Annotated in this window: 16 protein-coding genes; 1 reads left to right on the top strand and 15 read right to left on the bottom strand. The window is 68.3% G+C overall.

Annotated features, from left to right (window positions below; genetic code table 11):
* Nucleotides 1-92: 92 nt before the first annotated feature.
* The 12 genes from ftsY to IM689_RS04540 all read right to left on the bottom strand — a co-directional run bounded on the left by ftsY (nucleotide 93) and on the right by IM689_RS04540 (nucleotide 14,185).
* The gene (ftsY, locus tag IM689_RS04595) at nucleotides 93-1,472 is read right to left on the bottom strand and encodes a signal recognition particle-docking protein FtsY (protein ID WP_193643080.1); all 1,380 of its coding nucleotides are present in this window, start codon (nucleotides 1,470-1,472) and stop codon (nucleotides 93-95) included.
* Nucleotides 1,473-1,527: 55 nt separating this feature from the next.
* Nucleotides 1,528-1,806 carry a hypothetical protein gene (locus tag IM689_RS04590; RefSeq protein WP_129665195.1) on the bottom strand — a complete coding sequence of 93 codons (279 nt, stop codon included), beginning with the start codon at nucleotides 1,804-1,806 and terminating at the stop codon, nucleotides 1,528-1,530.
* Between the two features lie 88 nt (nucleotides 1,807-1,894).
* Nucleotides 1,895-5,449 carry a chromosome segregation protein SMC gene (smc, locus tag IM689_RS04585; RefSeq protein ID WP_193643079.1) on the bottom strand — a complete coding sequence of 1,185 codons (3,555 nt, stop codon included), beginning with the start codon at nucleotides 5,447-5,449 and terminating at the stop codon, nucleotides 1,895-1,897.
* Between the two features lie 9 nt (nucleotides 5,450-5,458).
* The gene (gene map / locus IM689_RS04580) at nucleotides 5,459-6,226 is read right to left on the bottom strand and encodes a type I methionyl aminopeptidase (RefSeq protein WP_047312201.1); all 768 of its coding nucleotides are present in this window, start codon (nucleotides 6,224-6,226) and stop codon (nucleotides 5,459-5,461) included.
* A 633-nt stretch (nucleotides 6,227-6,859) separates the two neighbouring features.
* Nucleotides 6,860-7,732 (bottom strand): bifunctional DNA-formamidopyrimidine glycosylase/DNA-(apurinic or apyrimidinic site) lyase, encoded by an 873-nt coding sequence (gene mutM / locus IM689_RS04575; RefSeq protein ID WP_193643078.1) that lies wholly within the window; start codon nucleotides 7,730-7,732, stop codon nucleotides 6,860-6,862.
* Nucleotides 7,725-8,537 (bottom strand): ribonuclease III, encoded by an 813-nt coding sequence (rnc, locus tag IM689_RS04570; RefSeq protein ID WP_047311964.1) that lies wholly within the window; start codon nucleotides 8,535-8,537, stop codon nucleotides 7,725-7,727. Before rnc ends, mutM begins: the two co-directional genes overlap by 8 nt.
* Before the next feature lie 20 nt (nucleotides 8,538-8,557).
* Nucleotides 8,558-8,752 carry a 50S ribosomal protein L32 gene (gene rpmF, locus IM689_RS04565; protein WP_047311963.1) on the bottom strand — a complete coding sequence of 65 codons (195 nt, stop codon included), beginning with the start codon at nucleotides 8,750-8,752 and terminating at the stop codon, nucleotides 8,558-8,560.
* Nucleotide 8,753: 1 nt separating this feature from the next.
* Nucleotides 8,754-9,335 (bottom strand): YceD family protein, encoded by a 582-nt coding sequence (locus IM689_RS04560; protein WP_047311962.1) that lies wholly within the window; start codon nucleotides 9,333-9,335, stop codon nucleotides 8,754-8,756.
* A gap of 114 nt (nucleotides 9,336-9,449) precedes the next feature.
* Nucleotides 9,450-9,935 (bottom strand): pantetheine-phosphate adenylyltransferase, encoded by a 486-nt coding sequence (gene coaD, locus IM689_RS04555; protein WP_047311961.1) that lies wholly within the window; start codon nucleotides 9,933-9,935, stop codon nucleotides 9,450-9,452.
* Nucleotides 9,935-10,573: a 16S rRNA (guanine(966)-N(2))-methyltransferase RsmD gene (gene rsmD, locus IM689_RS04550; protein ID WP_193643077.1), complete on the bottom strand. Its 639-nt coding sequence runs from the start codon at nucleotides 10,571-10,573 to the stop codon at nucleotides 9,935-9,937. Before rsmD ends, coaD begins: the two co-directional genes overlap by 1 nt.
* Nucleotides 10,573-12,753, bottom strand: a complete 2,181-nt coding sequence (locus IM689_RS04545) for an ATP-dependent DNA helicase RecG (protein ID WP_193643076.1) — start codon at nucleotides 12,751-12,753, stop codon at nucleotides 10,573-10,575. The genes rsmD and IM689_RS04545 overlap by 1 nt, the downstream gene beginning before the upstream one ends.
* Entirely contained in the window at nucleotides 12,746-14,185 is a 1,440-nt protein-coding gene (locus IM689_RS04540) for a DAK2 domain-containing protein (RefSeq protein ID WP_193643075.1), read from the bottom strand. The genes IM689_RS04545 and IM689_RS04540 overlap by 8 nt, the downstream gene beginning before the upstream one ends.
* A 296-nt stretch (nucleotides 14,186-14,481) precedes the next feature.
* Here IM689_RS04540 and rpmB point away from each other — a divergent pair, with 296 nt between their 5' ends.
* Complete coding sequence (gene rpmB, locus IM689_RS04535; protein ID WP_047311958.1) at nucleotides 14,482-14,676, top strand: 50S ribosomal protein L28; 195 nt, start codon at nucleotides 14,482-14,484, stop codon at nucleotides 14,674-14,676.
* Nucleotides 14,677-14,853: 177 nt separating this feature from the next.
* Here the strand turns inward: rpmB and IM689_RS04530 are convergent, their stop codons facing one another.
* The 3 genes from IM689_RS04530 to thiL form a co-directional block, all read right to left on the bottom strand.
* Nucleotides 14,854-15,186, bottom strand: coding sequence for a hypothetical protein (locus IM689_RS04530; RefSeq protein WP_206609349.1), 333 nt, complete (start codon nucleotides 15,184-15,186; stop codon nucleotides 14,854-14,856).
* 11 nt (nucleotides 15,187-15,197) lie between these two features.
* Nucleotides 15,198-16,877: a sodium:solute symporter family protein gene (locus IM689_RS04525; protein ID WP_047311957.1), complete on the bottom strand. Its 1,680-nt coding sequence runs from the start codon at nucleotides 16,875-16,877 to the stop codon at nucleotides 15,198-15,200.
* A 137-nt stretch (nucleotides 16,878-17,014) separates the two neighbouring features.
* Nucleotides 17,015-18,010 carry a thiamine-phosphate kinase gene (gene thiL / locus IM689_RS04520; RefSeq protein ID WP_193643074.1) on the bottom strand — a complete coding sequence of 332 codons (996 nt, stop codon included), beginning with the start codon at nucleotides 18,008-18,010 and terminating at the stop codon, nucleotides 17,015-17,017.
* Nucleotides 18,011-18,070: the final 60 nt, after the last annotated feature.

Genomic DNA, 18,070 nt, shown 5'->3' with positions numbered 1-18,070 from the left:
CCATGCGAGACGTTTCGTGTCGAAGCGTGGACGCACGAGCGCCCACCGGCCGTGACTGCGGGTGGGCGCTGCGGGGCTCGAGACCGGCCTGCTCAGTCGAGCACCGCGTTGACGTACGCCTCCGGGTCGAAGGGCGCCAGGTCGTCAGGGCCCTCACCGAGACCGACGAGCTTGACCGGCACGCCCAGCGCCCGCTGGACGTTGACGACGATGCCACCCTTGGCCGTGCCGTCCAGCTTCGTCAGCACGACACCGGTGACGTCGACGGCCCGACCGAAGACCTCCGCCTGACGCATGCCGTTCTGACCCGTCGTCGCGTCGAGGACGAGGAGCACCTCATCGATGGGGCTGCGCTTCTCGACGACGCGCTTGACCTTCGTCAGCTCGTCCATGAGGCCGACCTTGTTGTGCAGGCGGCCGGCGGTGTCGATGAGCACGACGTCGCACTCCCCCTCCTGGCCGGCCTTGACGGCGTCGAACGCGACGGCGGCCGGGTCGGCGCCTTCCTTGTCCGAACGGACCGTGGGAACGCCCACGCGCCCACCCCAGGTCTCGAGCTGGTCGGCAGCGGCGGCGCGGAAGGTGTCAGCGGCACCGAGGATGACGTCCTTGTCCTCGGCGACGAGAACACGCGCGAGCTTGCCGACCGTGGTCGTCTTGCCTGTGCCGTTGACGCCGACGACGAGCACGACCGCGGGGCGGTCTCCGACGCGGCTGGCCGCGATACGACGGTCCATGTCGGGGCCCACCTGCGCGAGCAGTTCCTCGTGGAGCCACTGCGAGACGGTCTCCTCGTCGGTGGCACCGTGCACGGAGATGCGCTTCTTGAGGTTGTCGACGATCTCCGTCGTCGCCTCGACACCCAGGTCGGCACGAAGCAGCGTGTCCTCGACGTCCTCCCAGGCCTCGTCGTCCAGCGTCCCGCCGGAGAGCAGGCCGAGGAGGCCCTTGCCGAGGGCCGTGTTCGAACTGGAGAGGCGCTCACGCAGGCGCACCATGCGACCACGGGCGGATTCGGGCTTCTCGAGTTCACGGGTCTCGGCCGCCGTCGAGCTCGCGGCTTCCTCGCCGGCCTCGACGTCGAACGGGTTGGTCTGCGTGGCCTCCGCCTCGGTGAGCGGGCGGTCCTCGTCGACCGTCTCACCCGTGGCGGGTGCGGCTTCCGCCGGCTCCGTCGGCTCTGCGACGTCGGCCGTGTCGGTTGCGGTAGGAGCCTGCGTTGCGTTTTCGGGCTTCGGCGCCTGCTTCTTCGCCGGTGCGGGTTCGGCCGTCTTCGACGTGTCGATCCGCATGCCGCTGCTCGGCTTGTACTGCGTTTTCTTGGCGACCGGCCGCTCGATCGGCGTCTGCTCGGTCTTCGGCGGCACCTTCGGCGCCTTGCGCGAACGACCGCGGACGAGACCGACGACGCCCGCCACCCCTGCGAGCAGGGCAACGACTACGACAGCAAGAATTTCCCAGAGCTGATCCACGGCCCCATCATTGCAAACCCCACCGACAACCGGCCATCAGGAGGCAGCGGCTCACTCAGCGTTCGGGTCGGCGTGCACGCTCGGAACGTGCCACCCCGGCCGAAGCACTCTCGCCGGACTTCGCGGGCTTCTTGGTCGCGCCGGCCTCGCCGGCCGCACGCTTCACGGGGCCTCGACTCCGGCCGACCGGCGCGTCGTCGGAGAGCCGGAAGAGACGTTCACCGCGCGGCGTGAACATGCTCCGCCCCGCACGGCGGGCCGGCAGCGCCACGATGCCCACGACGAAGAGAGCGAGCGCGACGGCAAGCGTCATACCAAGAACGAGCCAGAACACCGTGTCTCCTCATGTGTGCGGGGTGCCTCACGATTGTGACCGGCGGACTCACCGATTGCCAGTTGCCACGCGGACGGCTCAGGCGCTGTCACGCGTTCTCCTGCGGAACACGGACGTCGCCCAGCCGCTGGGAGACCACGGTCGTCACGCCGTCGCCACGCATCGTCACACCGTAGAGCGCGTCCGCGACCTCCATCGTCCGCTTCTGGTGCGTGATGACGATGAGTTGGCTCGAGTCGCGAAGCTCTTCGAACAGGGTGATGAGTCGCCCGAGGTTCGCGTCGTCGAGCGCGGCCTCGACCTCGTCCATGATGTAGAAGGGGCTCGGTCGCGCCTTGAAGATCGACACGAGCAACGCCACCGCCACGAGCGAACGCTCGCCACCAGACAGCAGCGACAGGCGCTTGATCTTCTTGCCCGGCGGACGGGCCTCGACGTCGAGGCCGGTGGTCAGCATGTCGTCCGGGTCGGTGAGGACGAGTCTCCCCTCGCCGCCCGGGAACAGCCGCGAGAAGACGCCTTCGAACTCGCGTGCCACGTCGTGGAAGGCTTCGGTGAACACCTGCTCGACGCGTGCATCGACCTCGTCCACGATGGACATCAGGTCCTTCTTCGAACCGCGCAGGTCGGCGAGCTGCTCGGTGAGAAAGGTGTGGCGCTCCTCGAGCGCGGCGTACTCCTCGAGCGCGAGCGGATTGACCTTCCCCAACTGCTTGAGGTCGCGCTCGGCCCGCTTGAGTCGCTTCTCCTGCACGTTTCGCTCGAAGGGCACCGGCTCCGGCGTCTCCTCCCCCTCGGCGACTGGTTCGAGGTGCGGGACAAGCTGATGCGGCCCGCACTCCTCGACGAGCACGTCCGGGTCGATGCCGAGTTCGTCGACAGCTCTCGTTTCGAGCGCCTCGATGCGCAGTCTCTGCTGCGCACGGGCCACCTCGTCGCGGTGCACCGAGTCGGTGACCTCCCGCAGGGCGTCCGCCTGCTCCTGAGCCCGCTGGCGGGCGGCCTTGAGTTGCGCCTCGCGTTCTCCCTTGGCCTGCGCCTCGGCGTCACGCAAGTGCACGAGCCGTTCGAGGGCGCGACGGACGTCGGCCGAGGCCGACTCGGCGTGCGAGCTCACCGTCCGTGCCACGCGCGCAGATTCCTCGCGCCTGCGTCGCCTCACCTCGGCTCGCTCGCGCGCCGCGAGCTCAGATCGTGCAGCCGCTTCGAGCGACTCCGCACGCCCCGAGAGTGCCCGCGCCCGTTCCTGGCGGGTGCGCAGCGTCAACCGGTGTTCGGTCTCCGCCGTTCGGGCGGATGCTGCGAGCGCCGCCAGGCGGTCTCGTTCGGCCACCGACGGTTCCTCGTCGCTCGGCTCTTCCTGGGCGTGAGCAAGCCGTAGCTCGAGTTCTTCGAGTTCACCGCGGTTCGCTTCGAGCGCCACGCGTGCCTGCTCGATAGAACTACGGATGCGCTCTCGCTCGTGATCGGCTGCGGCGATCGTCTGGTGATGACGCGCCAGCTGCTCCGCGGTCGAGTCGATCTCGGCGTCGCTCTCGGAGAGCCGGTCCGCCGTCGCGTCGGCGGCCGCTTGTGCCTCACGAAGCGGCCCGGCGATCTCGTCCAGTTCCGTGGCGAGGTCACGTTCGCGCTCTGCTTGTGCCTGGCTGTCACCCCGCGCGTCGTCCAATGCAGCGCGCATTTCGAGCGCTGAACGACCCGGACGCCCCCCTCCGCGCACGAAGGTCGGTGCATAGACGTCGCCGTCCGCAGTGACCGCACGCGCGCCGCTCGCCACGACGGCAAGTGCCGCCTCAGTGTCGGGGACGAGCGCGAGCCTGTCGACGAGGACGGCGACGGCGGCCGCGAGGTGGTCCGGCACGTTCACCACGTCACGTACCCAGACCGCGCCGTCGGGCAGTTCCGGCCAGGCGCCGGAGTCGGGGGCGCTCGCTCCGGCGACGACGAGGCCGACCCGACCCCCCTCGTGGTCACGCAGATGCCCGAGGAGACGCGCGGCGTCCTCGTGCGACGCGATGACGAACGACTCAGCCGCCCACCCGAGCGCGACGGAGACGGCCGCCTCGTGGCCCGGTTCGGCCTGAAGAGCTTCGACGAGTTCACCGCCGAGGCCTGCGGCGTCGTCGGGGAGGTTCTCACGGGACGCCCCGGCCGAACCCAGGGACATCTCGAGCGCCTCGGCACGGGCTGAGGCGGCGCCACTTCGTTGCGACGCGGTGTTACGCGCGTCGCGCAGTTCGCGGCGTCGCTCGTCGAGCTCCGCCAGTCGCGACGTGGCTTCCTCGGCCGCCGCGTTGAGGGCCTCCTCGCCCGACTCGAGCTCCGCCAGGCGTGCCTGCAGAGTTTCGACCTCACGTCGAGCTTCGTCGACGCGATCCGACGATCCGCCCAGAGTGGCGCGCAATCGACCGATCTCGGCCTCACCCGCCTCGACGCGAGAACGTCGAGCCTCCACTTGACCGTGAAGCTTGGCGAGGCCCTCTCGGCGGTCGGCGGCGGCGCGCGCGAGGCGCACGATCCGCTGCTGCTCCCCCTGGTGAGCCTGCTCGGCTTCCTCGCGGGAGCGGACTGCCTCGTCGACGGCCTTCTGCGCTTCGTCGGCCTGAGCCTGGAGTTCGAGCTCCTCCCCTCGCACACGCTCGGCCTGCCGTCGCAGCTGCTCGGGGTCGCGACCCGAGTGCGACGGTTCGTCGTCGGCCGCCATGAGGCGTACGCGCTCGCTCGCCAAACGGGCGGTCGCATCGAGCTTCTCCGCAAGGGAGGTGAGGGAGTACCCCTGCTGCTGGAGCGCGTCGAGTGCGGGAGCCTTGCGGGCAGCGTCGTCCTCGAGTTCGGAGACAGCGCGTTTCGCCTCGGCCACGGAAGCCTCGAGCCGCGTGCGACGTTCGACGAGTGCCTTCTCGTCGGCGAGGTCGGCCTCGAGACCCGCACGCTGCTGGACGAGATCGTCCGCCAGGAGACGAAGGCGGGCGTCGCGCACCGTCATCTGGATAGACCGTGCCCGACGCGCCGTCTCCGCTTGTCGTCCGAGCGGCCCGAGTTGACGACGCACCTCGGCCGTCAGATCGGCGACGCGGGTGAGGTTTCCCTCCATCCCCTCGAGCTTGCGCAGCGCCTTCTCCTTGCGGCGGCGGTGCTTGAGGACGCCGGCAGCCTCCTCGATGAAGCCGCGGCGCTCCTCCGGTGTGGCTCGCAGGACGGCGTCGAGCTGGCCCTGGCCGACGATGACGTGCATCTCGCGGCCGATACCCGAATCCGAGAGGAGCTCCTGGATGTCGAGGAGCCGGCAAGGCGTGCGGTTGATCGCGTACTCCGAGCCGCCGCCACGGAACATCGTGCGGCTGATCGTCACCTCGGTGTAGTCGATGGGCAACGCGCCGTCGGAGTTGTCGATCGTCATCGTCACCTGGGCACGCCCGAGCGGCTGACGCCCCGAGGTTCCCGCGAAGATGACGTCGTCCATCTTGCCGCCGCGCAAGCTGCGCGCACTTCCCTCGCCCATGACCCAGGCGAGAGCGTCGACGACGTTGCTCTTGCCCGATCCGTTCGGGCCGACGATGCAGGTGATGCCCGGCTCGAGGACGAGGTCGGTTGCCGAGGCGAACGACTTGAACCCGCGCAGGGTCAACGACTTGACGTACAAGCGGCTACCTCACGAACGAGCCGTGAGCACGAGCGGGCCATCGCCCGTCACGGCGACGGTGTGCTCGCTGTGAGCGCCGCGGGAGCCGTCGACGCTGCGCAACGTCCAGCCGTCGGCATCCTGAACGAGTTGATCGGTGCCGGCCATGAGCCACGGCTCAATGGCGATGACGAGACCCTCTCGCAGCTTGAGCCCACGCCCCGCCCGCCCGTCGTTGGGCACGTGCGGCTCGCCGTGCATGGTGCGGCCGACGCCGTGGCCACCGAACTGCGTGTTGACGCGGTATCCCGCACCGTGACACACGTCCGCAATGGCAGCCGAGATGTCACCGAGCTTGCCGCCGGGGCGGGCCTGTTCGATGCCGGCGGCAAGGGCGCGCTCAGTCGTCTCGATGAGACGCAGATCTTCGTCGCGCGGCGTGCCCACAACGACCGAGAGCGCGGAATCACTCACCCAGCCGTCCAACGAGGCTGCGAAGTCGACCGAAAGGAGGTCGCCGTCGGCGAGGGTGTAGTCGTGCGGCAGTCCGTGAAGAACCGCGTCGTTGACGCTCGTGCACAACACCTTGCCGAAGGGGCTCGCGCCGAAACTCGGGTGATAGTCGATGTAGCACGACTCGGCTCCGGCATCCTTGATCATGCGGTGAGCGAGCGCGTCGAGCTCGAGCAGATTGACGCCCACGTCCGCGGCCTCACGCAGAGCGGTGAGGACGGAGGCGACGAGCCGACCGGCAGGCTTCATCTCGTCGAGTTCACGGGGCGTTCGCAGTTCGATCACGATCCAACGGTAGTGGAGAGCGACGACAGCCTCCGCCACCGGCAGACGTTGTCAGGACGAGAACGCGACCAAGTCGACGGAAAAGGACTCCTCCTCCGGTCAAATCCAAGGTGCTGGCCATAATGAGGTGGCTTGCGCCACAATCCAATCCGTGATTGGACGCATGCCCAATAATGACTCGTTGCGGCCCCGCCTGCTGCTCAGCGGCGCGCTGCGGCAAGTTTCGTGTGGGCTCCACTGCATCGGATCGACGATGCTCGCGCTCACACTCGTTCTCGCCGGCCCATCCTCGTGATTGTCGGCATTCACCGTGCCCTCGAGGCCGCATTCGGGCGCTCGGTCATCCCCGGCTGGCACCCCAAGCATGCAGAATCGCTCCTCGTCACATTCCTCGCTCTCGAAGCATTGACGTCGGTGGCCGCCGCGTTGCTCGCCACGAGTTGGGGCCTTCACGCGGCGAGGCGCCGTCTGTGTCCTTCCCCGAGCGGCCCGAACTTTCCACGTCCCCCGCAACGACGCTCGGGCGGGACGTTTCCGGCGCAAGCACGCGTGCTGCTGGTTCCGTTCACGAGCGGCTCAGTGACCCCTGCCCCTCCGTCGAGGCAGACCGCTTCACCTCGCGTCCGCGGGGGATCAGCGGGGCGGCTTCTGACAGGTCGGGCAGAAGTGTGACGAGCGGTTCATGAACTGCTCGCGCACGATGAGCGTTCCGCACCGCCGGCACGGCTTGCCCTGCTGGCCGTAGGCGTCGAGGGAGCGGTCGAAGTAGCCGCTCGCGCCGTTCACATTGACGTACAGCGCATCGAAGCTCGTGCCCCCTTGGGCGAGCGCTTCGCGCATGACGTCCTGCGTTGCCGTCAACAGGTCGACCAACTGACGCTTCGTCACCCTCGAGCCCAGCCGCCTGCCGTGAACGCCCGAGCGCCACAGCGCTTCGTCGGCATAGATGTTGCCGATACCGCTCACCACACCCTGGTCGAGAAGCATGCGCTTGACGGCGACGTCCTTGCGTCGCATGAGACGCGCGACCGCTTCGGCGTCGAAGGCGTCCTCGAGCGGATCTGGTGCGATGTGCGCGATTGTGCTCGGCACCTCACGTCCGTGCGCCACCGTCAGCTCGTCGAGATAGAGCCCACCGAAGGTTCGCTGGTCGACGAAGCGCATCTGCATCGGCGCAGCGTCAGATGCGTCGCCGTCGAGGTCGAACACGGCGTGCGCGTGCTTCTCCATCGGCGCATCCGCCGCCTCGACGAGAATCTGACCACTCATGCCGAGGTGGACGACGAGGGCGTCGCCCTCCCCCGCGAACGTCAGCCACAGGTACTTGCCGCGCCGCTTGGCCGACTCCACACGGCGTCCGCGCAGGACGTCGGCCAAGTGATCTGGGCCCGGCACGTGCCGGCGCGCGACCCGTGCTCCGGTGACCCGAGACGTGACGAAGGCCTGGCCGACCACGTGGTCGGCCAGGCCTCGACGTACGACTTCGACTTCGGGGAGCTCAGGCATCGGAACGCGGCGAGACGTCCGATTCGGCGTCGGCTACCGCCTCTGCCGTCGTGACGCCGGAGTTCTTCGCCGCCTCCTCGCGCAGGCTCACCCACGCGTTCTCGGCGGCGAGCATCTCTGCGCTCTTCTTGTTCCGCCCGGTGCCGATGCCGAGCACCCGCTCGTCGACGACGACCTTCGCGGTGAACACCTTGTCGTGATCGGGGCCTTCGCCCTCGACGACGTACGCGGGCGCGCCGAGGCCGGCGGCCGCAGTAGCCTCCTGCAACGACGTCTTCCAGTCGAGCGCCGCGCCGAGGCTGGCCGTCCGTGACATCAACGGGTCGATGAGGTGATGCACGATCCGCCGTCCGGCCTCGATGCCGCCACACAGGAACACAGTGCCGATGACGGCCTCTGTCGTGTCAGCGAGGATCGAGTCCTTCGTCCGGCCGCCCGTGGCGAGTTCACCGCGTCCGAGCAGCAGATAATCGCCGAGGTCGAGCTCACGCGCCACCTCGGCGAGGGCCCGCGAATTGACGACGGCGGCCCGCTGCTTGGCCAACTGCCCCTCGGGAGCGTCGGGGTGGTCGCCGAAGAGCGTCTCGGTGACGACGAGACCCAGCACGGCGTCGCCGAGGAACTCCTGGCGTTCGTTGTGCGGGATTCCGCCGTTCTCGTACGCGAACGAGCGATGGGTCAGGGCACGACGAAGCAGCGGCTCATCGACGTCCGTACCCGAGATCTCACTGAGTTCTCGGGCCAGATCGCCGACGGGCCGCTGCGTAGCGTCAGCCGCCGACCGCTTCGAGCTTTTCTTGCCCACGGTCTGGCGAGTGAGGCCGGTCAGGCCTGGTGCTCGGTGCGCTCCGCGGCGCCGTAGTGACGGCCGTTGTACGTGCCGCACGACGGGCACGCCATGTGCGCCTGCTTGTTCGCGCCACACGACGGGCACGCCTGCAGAGCGACCGGCGTCGCCTTCCAGTTGGCTCGGCGCGAGCGGGTGTTGGCGCGCGACATCTTCCGCTTGGGGACAGCCACGTCAGTTCCTCTTCTCGTCGTGTGCCGGATCGGCGTCGGCCAGGTTGGCCAGTGCCGACCAGCGGGGGTCGATAGCTTCGTGGTGGTGGTCAGGATCGTCCGCGAGCCGGGCGCCGCATTCGGCACACAACCCGGGGCAGTCCTCGCGACACACCGGTTGGAACGGCAGTGAAGGCACTACCGCATCCCTCAGCACGGGCTCGATATCGGCGTCGTCGCCGTCGAGCTCGGGCAGTTCGTCCTCGTCATCGCCGCCGGCCACCTCACGGTGGTGCGCGGCACGCTCGGCGTAAGCGAACAGTTCCTGAAAGTGAACGTCAACAGGAATGCTGACGTCGTCCAGGCACCGCACGCAGGCGCCGGTCGCCGTCGCTTCGACCTCACCGGTGATGAGGACGCCCTCCATCACGGCTTCGAGACGCAGGTCGAGCCCCATGGGCTGACCTTCCTCGATGCCGATGACGTCGGTGCCGAAGTCGGCCGGAGTCGCGACATCACGATGCAGACGCAGAGAATTACCGGGTCGGCGACCGAGTTCCCTGGTGTCAATCACCAGAGGTCGGCGCGAATCAACCTGGTTCATTACCCTGCCGTCTTCGTGAGTCGTGTCTTCGATCGCTTCGGCCACAGCGATGGCGTGGGCCGACGTGCAAGTCTACGCCAGCGCGTGACGCCCACCCAAATCGTCCGGCCGACCTCAGCCGGCGACGCCGAGTCGCTCGAGAAGCGGGCCGTGAACGGCCTCGGGAACCATGCCGGAGATGTCTCCCCCGAGCGTGGCCACCTGCTTGATGAGCGAGCTCGACAGGTGATCCATGCCGGGGTTTCCCGGCAGGAACAGCGTCTCGAGCCCCGAGAGCGAACGGTTCATCGTGGCCATCGGCAACTCGTAGCTGAAGTCGGTCTCACCCCGCAGGCCCTTGACGACGATCGGCGCCTCGAGGCGCGCACAGACCTCGACGAGCAGTTCATCGGCGAAAGCCTCGGCGCGCACGTTGGCTAGGTGCGCGACCGACTTCTCGATGAGGCCGACGCGTTCGTCGGCCGTGAACGTGCCCTGCTTGTCCGGGTTGTAGAGGACGGCAACCACGACCTCGTCGAACAGGCGCGCGCTGCGCTCGACAACGTCGAGGTGACCGAGGGTCAAGGGATCGAACGACCCGGGGCAGACACAGCGGGTCATCACTTCTCCTCGGTCGCGGCCGCGGGAACGACTTCGTCCAGCGTGGCGACGACGGCGTCGACGTCGTCAGGGTCAGGGCCTTCGCTGAGCTCGGCGAACCACATCGTCGTCTCGCCGTAGACGCGCGGCTCCCACGGTGCGAGCCGCTCGTGCCACGTGGGTTCGGGCGAGCGCGACGAACGCTCGATGACGACCAGGGCGCGCGGTGCGAGCCAGCCGCCCTCGACGAGCGAGTTGATGGCCTGACGCAGCTGCTCCTCACTGACCGAGTACGGCGGGTCCATGAGGACCAGGGCGGCCTGCACAGTGGCGGGCTGGTCGAGGAATCGCTCGACGGCCTGCGTCACGACGCGTACCGGCGAAAAACCGAGGTTGCGCACGTTGGTGCGGATGACGGTGGCGACGCTGCGGTTGGCCTCGACGAAGGTGACGGACGCGGCACCACGACTGAAGGCCTCGAGTCCGAGGGCGCCCGATCCTGCGTAGAGGTCGAGGACGTCGGCTCCGAGCATGGCGCCGAGGTGCTCAAGTCGTGAGAAGAGTGCTTCACGCACACGATCCGCGGTGGGCCTCGTGCCCACGCCCGCTGGCGTGTCGAGCCGCCTGCCGCCTGCTTTTCCGGCGATGATGCGCGTCATTAGCCTCTCTCCAGGAACTCAGCCTGTTGGTCGTCGACACGCTCGCGCGCAGCCTGGGCCAGCAGGGGGTGATCGGCCATCGTCGGGTCTTGTTCGACGAGCGCTACGGCTTCGTCGCGGGCCTTGGCGATGACCTCGAGATCTGACGCCTTTGTCAGTTCCAACCAGTCGAGGGACGTACGGCGACCACTCTGCGCGGCGCCGAGCACGTCACCCTCTCGTCGTAATTCTAGATCCAGGTCGGCGATGGCGAATCCGTCGGTCGTCCCCGCGACGCGGCCGAGGCGTTCGAGGGCCTCCGGGGACTCGGAGCGTGTGACGAGCAGGCACAGACCGCCGTGCTCCCCTCGGCCCACGCGGCCGCGAAGCTGGTGCAGCTGGGACAGGCCGAAGCGATCGGCGTCGACGATGACGATCATCGAGGCGTTGGGCACGTCGACCCCCACCTCGATGACGGTGGTGGCCACGAGAACGTCGACCTCTCCCCCGGCGAATCGCCGCATGACGGTGTCCTTCTCGTCGGCCGGCAACCGGCCGTGCATGAGATCGATCGAGACGCCTCCGAGTGCCGGCAGGTGACGCATCTGCTCGATGAGCTCCACGACACCGACCGGACGTAGCGCCTCACCGTCATCGGCAGGCGTGCCCGGGTCGACGAGCATTGCCCCGGAGCCGTCCTGCGCGTCACCGATCCGACCGGCGACGACGTAGACCTGTCGGCCTGCGCGGCACTCCTCGGCGACGCGCTCCCACACGCGGTTCATCCACGCCGGGTTCTGCGCCTGCACGACGTGGCTGACGATGGGTGCCCTCCCCCGCGGCAGTTGCCGCAGGGTAGAGACGTCGAGGTCGCCGAACGCCGTCATCGCCACGGTGCGGGGTATCGGCGTCGCCGTCATGACGAGCACGTGCGGCGGCGTGGCTGCCTTCGAGTTCAGCGCGGAACGCTGCTCGACTCCGAAACGATGCTGCTCGTCCACCACCACGAGCCCGAGATCGGCAAAATCTACGTGCTTCTGCAGCAGGGCATGGGTTCCGATGACGATGCCGGCCTCGCCGGAGACGATGTCGAGCAGTGCCTGCGAGCGCGCCGAGGTCGACATCGATCCCGTGAGGAGCGTGACGCGCGTGCCGTCGGCGTCCCCGCCGAGTTGCCCGCTTTGCGCGAGGTCGCCCAGCATGGCGCGCATCGACGTGGCGTGTTGCGCCGCGAGCACCTCCGTGGGCGCCAGGAGGGCTGCCTGTGCGCCGGAGTCGACGACGGCGAGCATCGCCCGCAGCGCCACGATCGTCTTACCCGAGCCGACCTCACCCTGGAGCAGTCGGTGCATGGGCACCTCACGCGCGAGGTCGTCGGCGATGGCGGCACCGACCTCGACCTGCCCCGACGTCAGCTCGAACGGGAGAGCGCGGTCGAAGCGCGCGAGCAGACCGTCCGGGCGCGGGACGCGAGGCGTCGCGGGTACCGAGCGAGCCTTGGCCCGGCGCTGCGCGAGCACGAGTTGAGTGATGAACGCCTCGTCAAAGCGGAAACGCTTCTTCGCCGCGCCCACGTCCGCCATGGTGCGCGGCAGGTGCGCGGCGCGCATGGCACGCGTGAGATCGGGCACGCCCATGCGCTCACGCAGGTCGTCGTCGAGCGGGTCGGGCAAGGTGCCGACCGCGTCGAGCACCTGCTTGATCGACAGCGTCAGACTGAGGTTCGTGATCTTCTCGACCTGTTTGTAGACCGGCACGAGGCCGTTCTCGTAGATGCTCATGTCAGCGTCGTCCATGAGCGAGTACTGCGGGTGGGTGAGCTGCAATTGCTTTCCGTAGAGCCCCAGCTGACCGCTGAAGAGGGCTCTCTTACCCGGCCGAAGAATGCCGTAGTGCGGGTGCGCACTGAAGAACGTGACGAGCGCGCGCTGGCCCGCGTCGTCGACGATGACGGCGTTGGCCATGGAACCGCGCCGGTTCTTCATGCGCCGCTGCGTCATCTCCGCCACCTCGGCGGTGAGAACGACGTGCTCGCCGAGTTCGAACTCCGAGAAGCTGCTGCCGGCGTGGGCGTCGATGTAGCGGCGCGGGAAGTAGTGAAGGAGGTCGCCGACCGTCTCGAGGTTGCGCGCCTTCGCGAGTTTCTTCGCGCTCGTGCCGAGCACCTTGACGAGCGGTGTCTCGAGCGTTACCTCACTCATGGATCACTCCGAGTTGGACGAGGAAGCCCGATCGCAGACGCAGGAGGTCGAGCTCCGCTCCGACGCGTTCGGCCTCGGCTTCCAGGAAGGTGACGAACTGCTCTGCCGCGGCCGGTTCGGCGTCCGGCGCGATGCAGGCGGTGACGACCTCGGCTCCCTCGAAATGGCTGCGCACCAGATCTCGCGCGGCACGCCACGTGCCCGCCTGCAGTACCTCGATCTCCTCATCGGCATCGAAGCCCGTGGCAACGGCGTCAAGGCCCGCGAGCAGTGTGACGAGACTGTGACTGCGGGCTCCGTCACCGGGAGTTCCCCGGTCGGCGAGGACGAGAGTCGACCCGTTGTCCGCTTCGGCGATGCGCTCGCTGACGGCGGCCCCGAGGCTGCGCGCATAGCGCTGCACGGCCTCGTCTTGGGCGACGACGACGACGTCACTGACTGTGTCGAGCCCGCCGGCGAAGCGCGTGACCGCGATGTTGTTCACGGACCCCGCGTCACGGGCATGGGAGACCGCGACGAGCGGAAGGTCGGTGTGCACGTGGAGGCGGTGGATACCGTCTCCACCGGCGACGACGACGCTGTCACCGACCTCGGCGAGCCGCGAGCGCAACGAGGCAGCCATCTCGTCGGTGAGCCCCTCGATCACGCCCATGACTTCGAAGGCTGGACCGTCGCTCGTCACCTGACAGCCGCCCTCCGAACGGACGCTTCGCGCCTCGGCGCGGGGCAGCCAGGAGCGCTCGCTGGCACGAGGAAGCCCGTGGCGTCCGCTCGCGACACGGCTGAGGCACTCGAGCACGATGGCGAGGCCGGCTCCGCCGGCGTCGACGACCCCCGCCTCGGCGAGGACGGCGAGTTGTTGCGGAGATCGGGACAGGGCGAGCTTCGCGCCGTCGAACGCCGCCTGCGCCACGTCGTCGACCTGGGGCGTCTCGCCGGAGTGCACGGCCTCGGAACGAGCGTGGCTCGCCGCGACAGCCGCCGCCTCGGCGACGCTGAGCATGGTTCCCTCGACGGGGTTGTCGACGGCTCCTCTCGCCGAGGATGCGCCGGAGTGCAGGGCTCGCGCGAGAGCGTCGCCGTCCAGCCCGAGGGCAACGGCCTCGTCCACGCCGTCGGGGGGCAACGCTCCGAGCGCTCCGACGAACCCCCGCACGTACTCCGAGAGGATGACCCCCGAGTTGCCCTGAGCCTCACGCGTGATGGCACCGAGCACCTGGCGCAGGGCGGAGCGAGCGGTGCGCGCACCCGGATCGAGTTCTTCGACTGCGCGAAGGCCGGCCTCGAGGGTGGCGCGCATGTTCGTGCCCGTGTCGCCGTCGGGCACCGGGTAGACGTTGAGGGAGTTGAGGATCGTCTCCGACGCGGCAAGCTCTGCCCGGGCCGCGACGAGGACGCGGGCGAGGGAGGCCAACGTGAGCGTCGTCGTCATGGCGCTCCTCCGTCCTCGCTCATCCGTGACTCACGGGCGACGCGTGGGCCGAGGCACCCACGAACCGCTCGTGCGCCCCTACTCTGGCACAAGGCACCGACAATGGAATCGTGGGCGAATCCCCACCTGCCTGACGGCTGACACCCCGCGCGTGCGCCCGAAGCGAGCCACTCGCCTCGTTTTGCTCCGCCAGGTAGGGCTCGGCTATGCTTCCCAGGTTGCCTCCGTGTCGCCCGTCGTCCTGACGTGCCTGCCGGGGCGAAACCCAAGAACGTTCATCGACTTCAGGAGAAACCGTGGCTGCCACCTGCGACGTCTGCGGCAAGGGACCGGGCTTCGGTCACAACATCTCGCACTCCAACCGCCGCACCAAGCGTCGTTGGAACCCGAACATCCAGCGCGTTCGCGCGATGGTCGGCGAGGCTGGCGTGACCCCGAAGCGTCTCAACGTCTGCACCTCCTGCCTCAAGGCAGGTAAGGTCAAGCGCTGATCTCAGCACTTGCGTCAAGAAACCCGGCTCCGGCCGGGTTTTTTGTTGCCCGCCTTCACGATCTTGCCGTGAAAACGAGGCATCCCTCCCGCGGTAACCGCTCACCATCGGTGAGTACGCGTGAGCCGGGCGCCCCCTTCAGGGGGACGCCCGGCTCAGTCGTTCGCAGTCAGTACCTCAGTGGGCGCTGGGCTGCTCGTGCTCCGCGGCGGCCTTGTCCTCGGCGAGCTCACGCTCATCGACGACAATCGGGCGAGTGACTGCCCAGCCGATGAGCGCTGCCGCCAGGACGAGCAGACCGACGCCGGTCCACAGGTTGAGGTTCGCGCCGTCGGCCTTGGCCCGGTCGGCCTCGCTCGTCGTGAAGCTCATCCCGACGAGGATGACGCCGTAGATGCCCATGAGGGCACCGATGATGTTGCGGATGTCGAACAGGCCCGCGCCGTGACGCGCGGAGTTGGCCGCCTTCGCGGTGCCTGCTCCGGCCTTGTCGTTCGTGGGAGTACTCATGATTCAACCCCTCAGTGGAAGACGATGTTGAGCAGGATGACGAGGGCCAGCGAGATTCCGGCGAGCTTCGTCGGCGACTGCCACCAGCTCGTGGTGGTGTCCTCCTCGAAGTCCTCCTTCGGCGTCTCGCTGTAGACGAGGCCGCGCAGCGACTCCGCCGGCTTCGGCTGCGTCGCGAGGCTCACGACGTAGCTGACGAGGACGTCGACGACGAACGCCGTACCGGCAGCTACGAACGAGGCGCCCTGGCCACCGATCGGGATGACGCCGACGGACAGCCCGCCGAGAGCGTCCTCGGAGAGCACCGCGACGATGACCGCGCCGACGGTACCGGAGACGAGACCGGCCCAACCGGCCGTCGCCGTCATGCGCTTCCAGAACATACCGAGGATGAACGTGGCGAACAGCGGCGCGTTGAAGAAGCCGAAGAGCGTCTGCAGGTAGCTCATCGCGTTCTCGTAGCTGGCGGCGAGGAACGAGGTGAAGATCGCGACCACCGTGGCGACGACCGTCATGATGCGGCCGATGCGGATGTAGTACGCGTCGTCACGCTCCTTGACGACGTACTCCTGCCAGATGTCGTAGCTGAAGACCGTGTTGAACGCCGAGATGTTGGCGGCCATACCTGCCATGAAGGCGGCGAGCATACCGGCGATGGCCACGCCCAACAGACCGTTCGGCAGCAGGTCACTCATGAGGTACAGCAGCGCGTTGTTGTAGTCGGCGCTGCCACCCGAGGCCTTGGCCTTGGCGATCTCCGGCACGAGCACACCGGCGATGATGCCGGGGATGATGATGATGAACGGGATGAACATCTTCGGGAAGGTGCCGATGATCGGAGCACGGCGAGCCGAGTTCATGTCCTTGGAGGCCATGACGCGCTGAACCTCGACGAAGTTCGTCGTCCAGTAACCGAAGGAGAGCACGAAGCCGAGACCGAACACGATGCCGATGACGGACCAGACCGAGCTCGTGAAGCCGGTCAGGGAGTTACCCGGCCACGAGGCGAGTTCACCGTCGGTACCTGCGGCCTGCATCTTGTCCTGCAGGCCGCCCCAGCCGCCGACCTTGTGCAGGGCGGCGAGCGTCAGCGGCAGCAGTGCGGCGACGATGACGAAGAACTGCAGCACCTCGTTGTAGATGGCAGCGGAGAGGCCACCGAGGGTGATGTAGCTGAGGACGATGACGGCGGCGACGATCGTCGAGACGGTCATGTCCCAGCCGAGCAGCATGTTGACGATCTTCGCCAGCAGGTAGAGGTTCACACCGGCGATGAGCACCTGCGCGAGCGCGAACGAGATCGCGTTGACGAGGTGGGCGCCGGTACCGAAGCGGCGCTTCATGAACTCCGGCACCGAGCGCACGCCCGAGCCGTAGTAGAACGGCATCATCACGATGGCCAGGAACAGCATGGCCGGGATCGCGCCGATCCAGTAGTAGTGGAACGTCGGCATACCCATCTGGGCACCGGACGCGGACATACCCATGATCTCGACGGCACCGAGGTTGGCCGAGATGAAGGCGAGGCCGGTGACCCAGGCGGGCAACGATCGGCCGGACATGAAGAAGTCGATGCTCGAACTCACCTGACGGCGGGCCAACAGGCCGATGCCGAGAACGAAGACGAAGTACAACGCGATGAGCACGTAGTCGACCGGCCCTGCGTCGAGACGCAGTGCGGAGGTATCCATAGGCAGCAAGGCTGGCTCCCGGTCTGAAGATTCTGTTTGACCGCCTGACGGTAGCCCACGGCCCCCTTCAGAGCCATGCAGACGGGCTCATCACAGAGGATTGCAATACGTTCGCAACAATCGGAGCAGTTCGCTCGTCAGCGAGCGCCGAAGTGCGTCCAGCCCTCCGTCTGCGCCGGCTCGCCGTCGAGCGTCACGCCCTGGCCGTCCTCGACACGGCCGACGACGTGCCATCCTGCCGGAACGCGCCCCTCCGGGCTTGTCGCGAGCAGGGCGTGTTCCTCACCGCCGGAGAGCGCACACTCGAGTGCCCGATCCCCCACCACCGGTTCGAGGGGGCGCGCCATCGCACGGAGCGCGTCACCGTCGAAGGCGAGGCGCACGCTCGACGCCCGCGCGATCCGTGCGGCGTCGAGCATCAGACCGTCGGAAACGTCCATCGCGCAGCGCACCCCCGCAGCAGCAGCTTCGTCACCCGCGTATCGCGGGCGCGGGGCACGATGCCACCCCACGCATTCCTGAGTCGCTGTCCCGGCTCTTTCCGAGGGCGCGACTTCACCGAGCAATACGAGCAGACCGGCGTGACTTCGCCCGAGGACGTCGGAGACGATGATCGACTCCCCCACTCGCGCGTTGGCACGCAGCAGCGGCTCGCGCCCCGCGGGCAGATCACCGAGGCCCGTGACCGCGACGGCGACCGTGCCGTCGGGCGCTCCCGAGAGGTCGCCGCCGAACGAACCGACCCCGGCACGCCGCAGTTCGTCGGCCATACCGCGCGTGAGGTCGACGAGCCAGTCGACTCGAGTGGCCCCCTCGGCAGCGAGGGCGACAACGACGCCGGTCGGACGCGCGCCCATCGCAACGACGTCGGCGAGGTTCTGCGCGATGACCTTGACCCCGACGTCCTGGGGCGACGACCAGTCGTCACGCCAGTCGAGGCCGAGCACCATGGAATCGGTCGTCACGACGGTGCGGCCAGTGCTCGTTGTGAGGACGGCGGCGTCGTCACCGGGCCCGACATCGGCCGCCGCGGGTTCGACCACGGCGAGGACGGACCTCAGCACGCCCAATTCACCGACGTCGTCGACGGTCGGGGCGTCGCCGCCCACTCTCGGCGTCCACACGTTCGTCACGGCCCCATTCAAGCAGGCCGGAACAGACCGCATCCGCGCCGCACCAGGCAGCGCGCAGCC

The organism is Dermacoccus barathri, from assembly GCF_015070805.1.
GTDB lineage: Bacteria > Actinomycetota > Actinomycetes > Actinomycetales > Dermatophilaceae > Dermacoccus > Dermacoccus abyssi.
The sequence above is the reverse complement of the archived record's forward strand: the minus strand, read 5'-3'. Positions and strand labels throughout refer to the sequence as shown.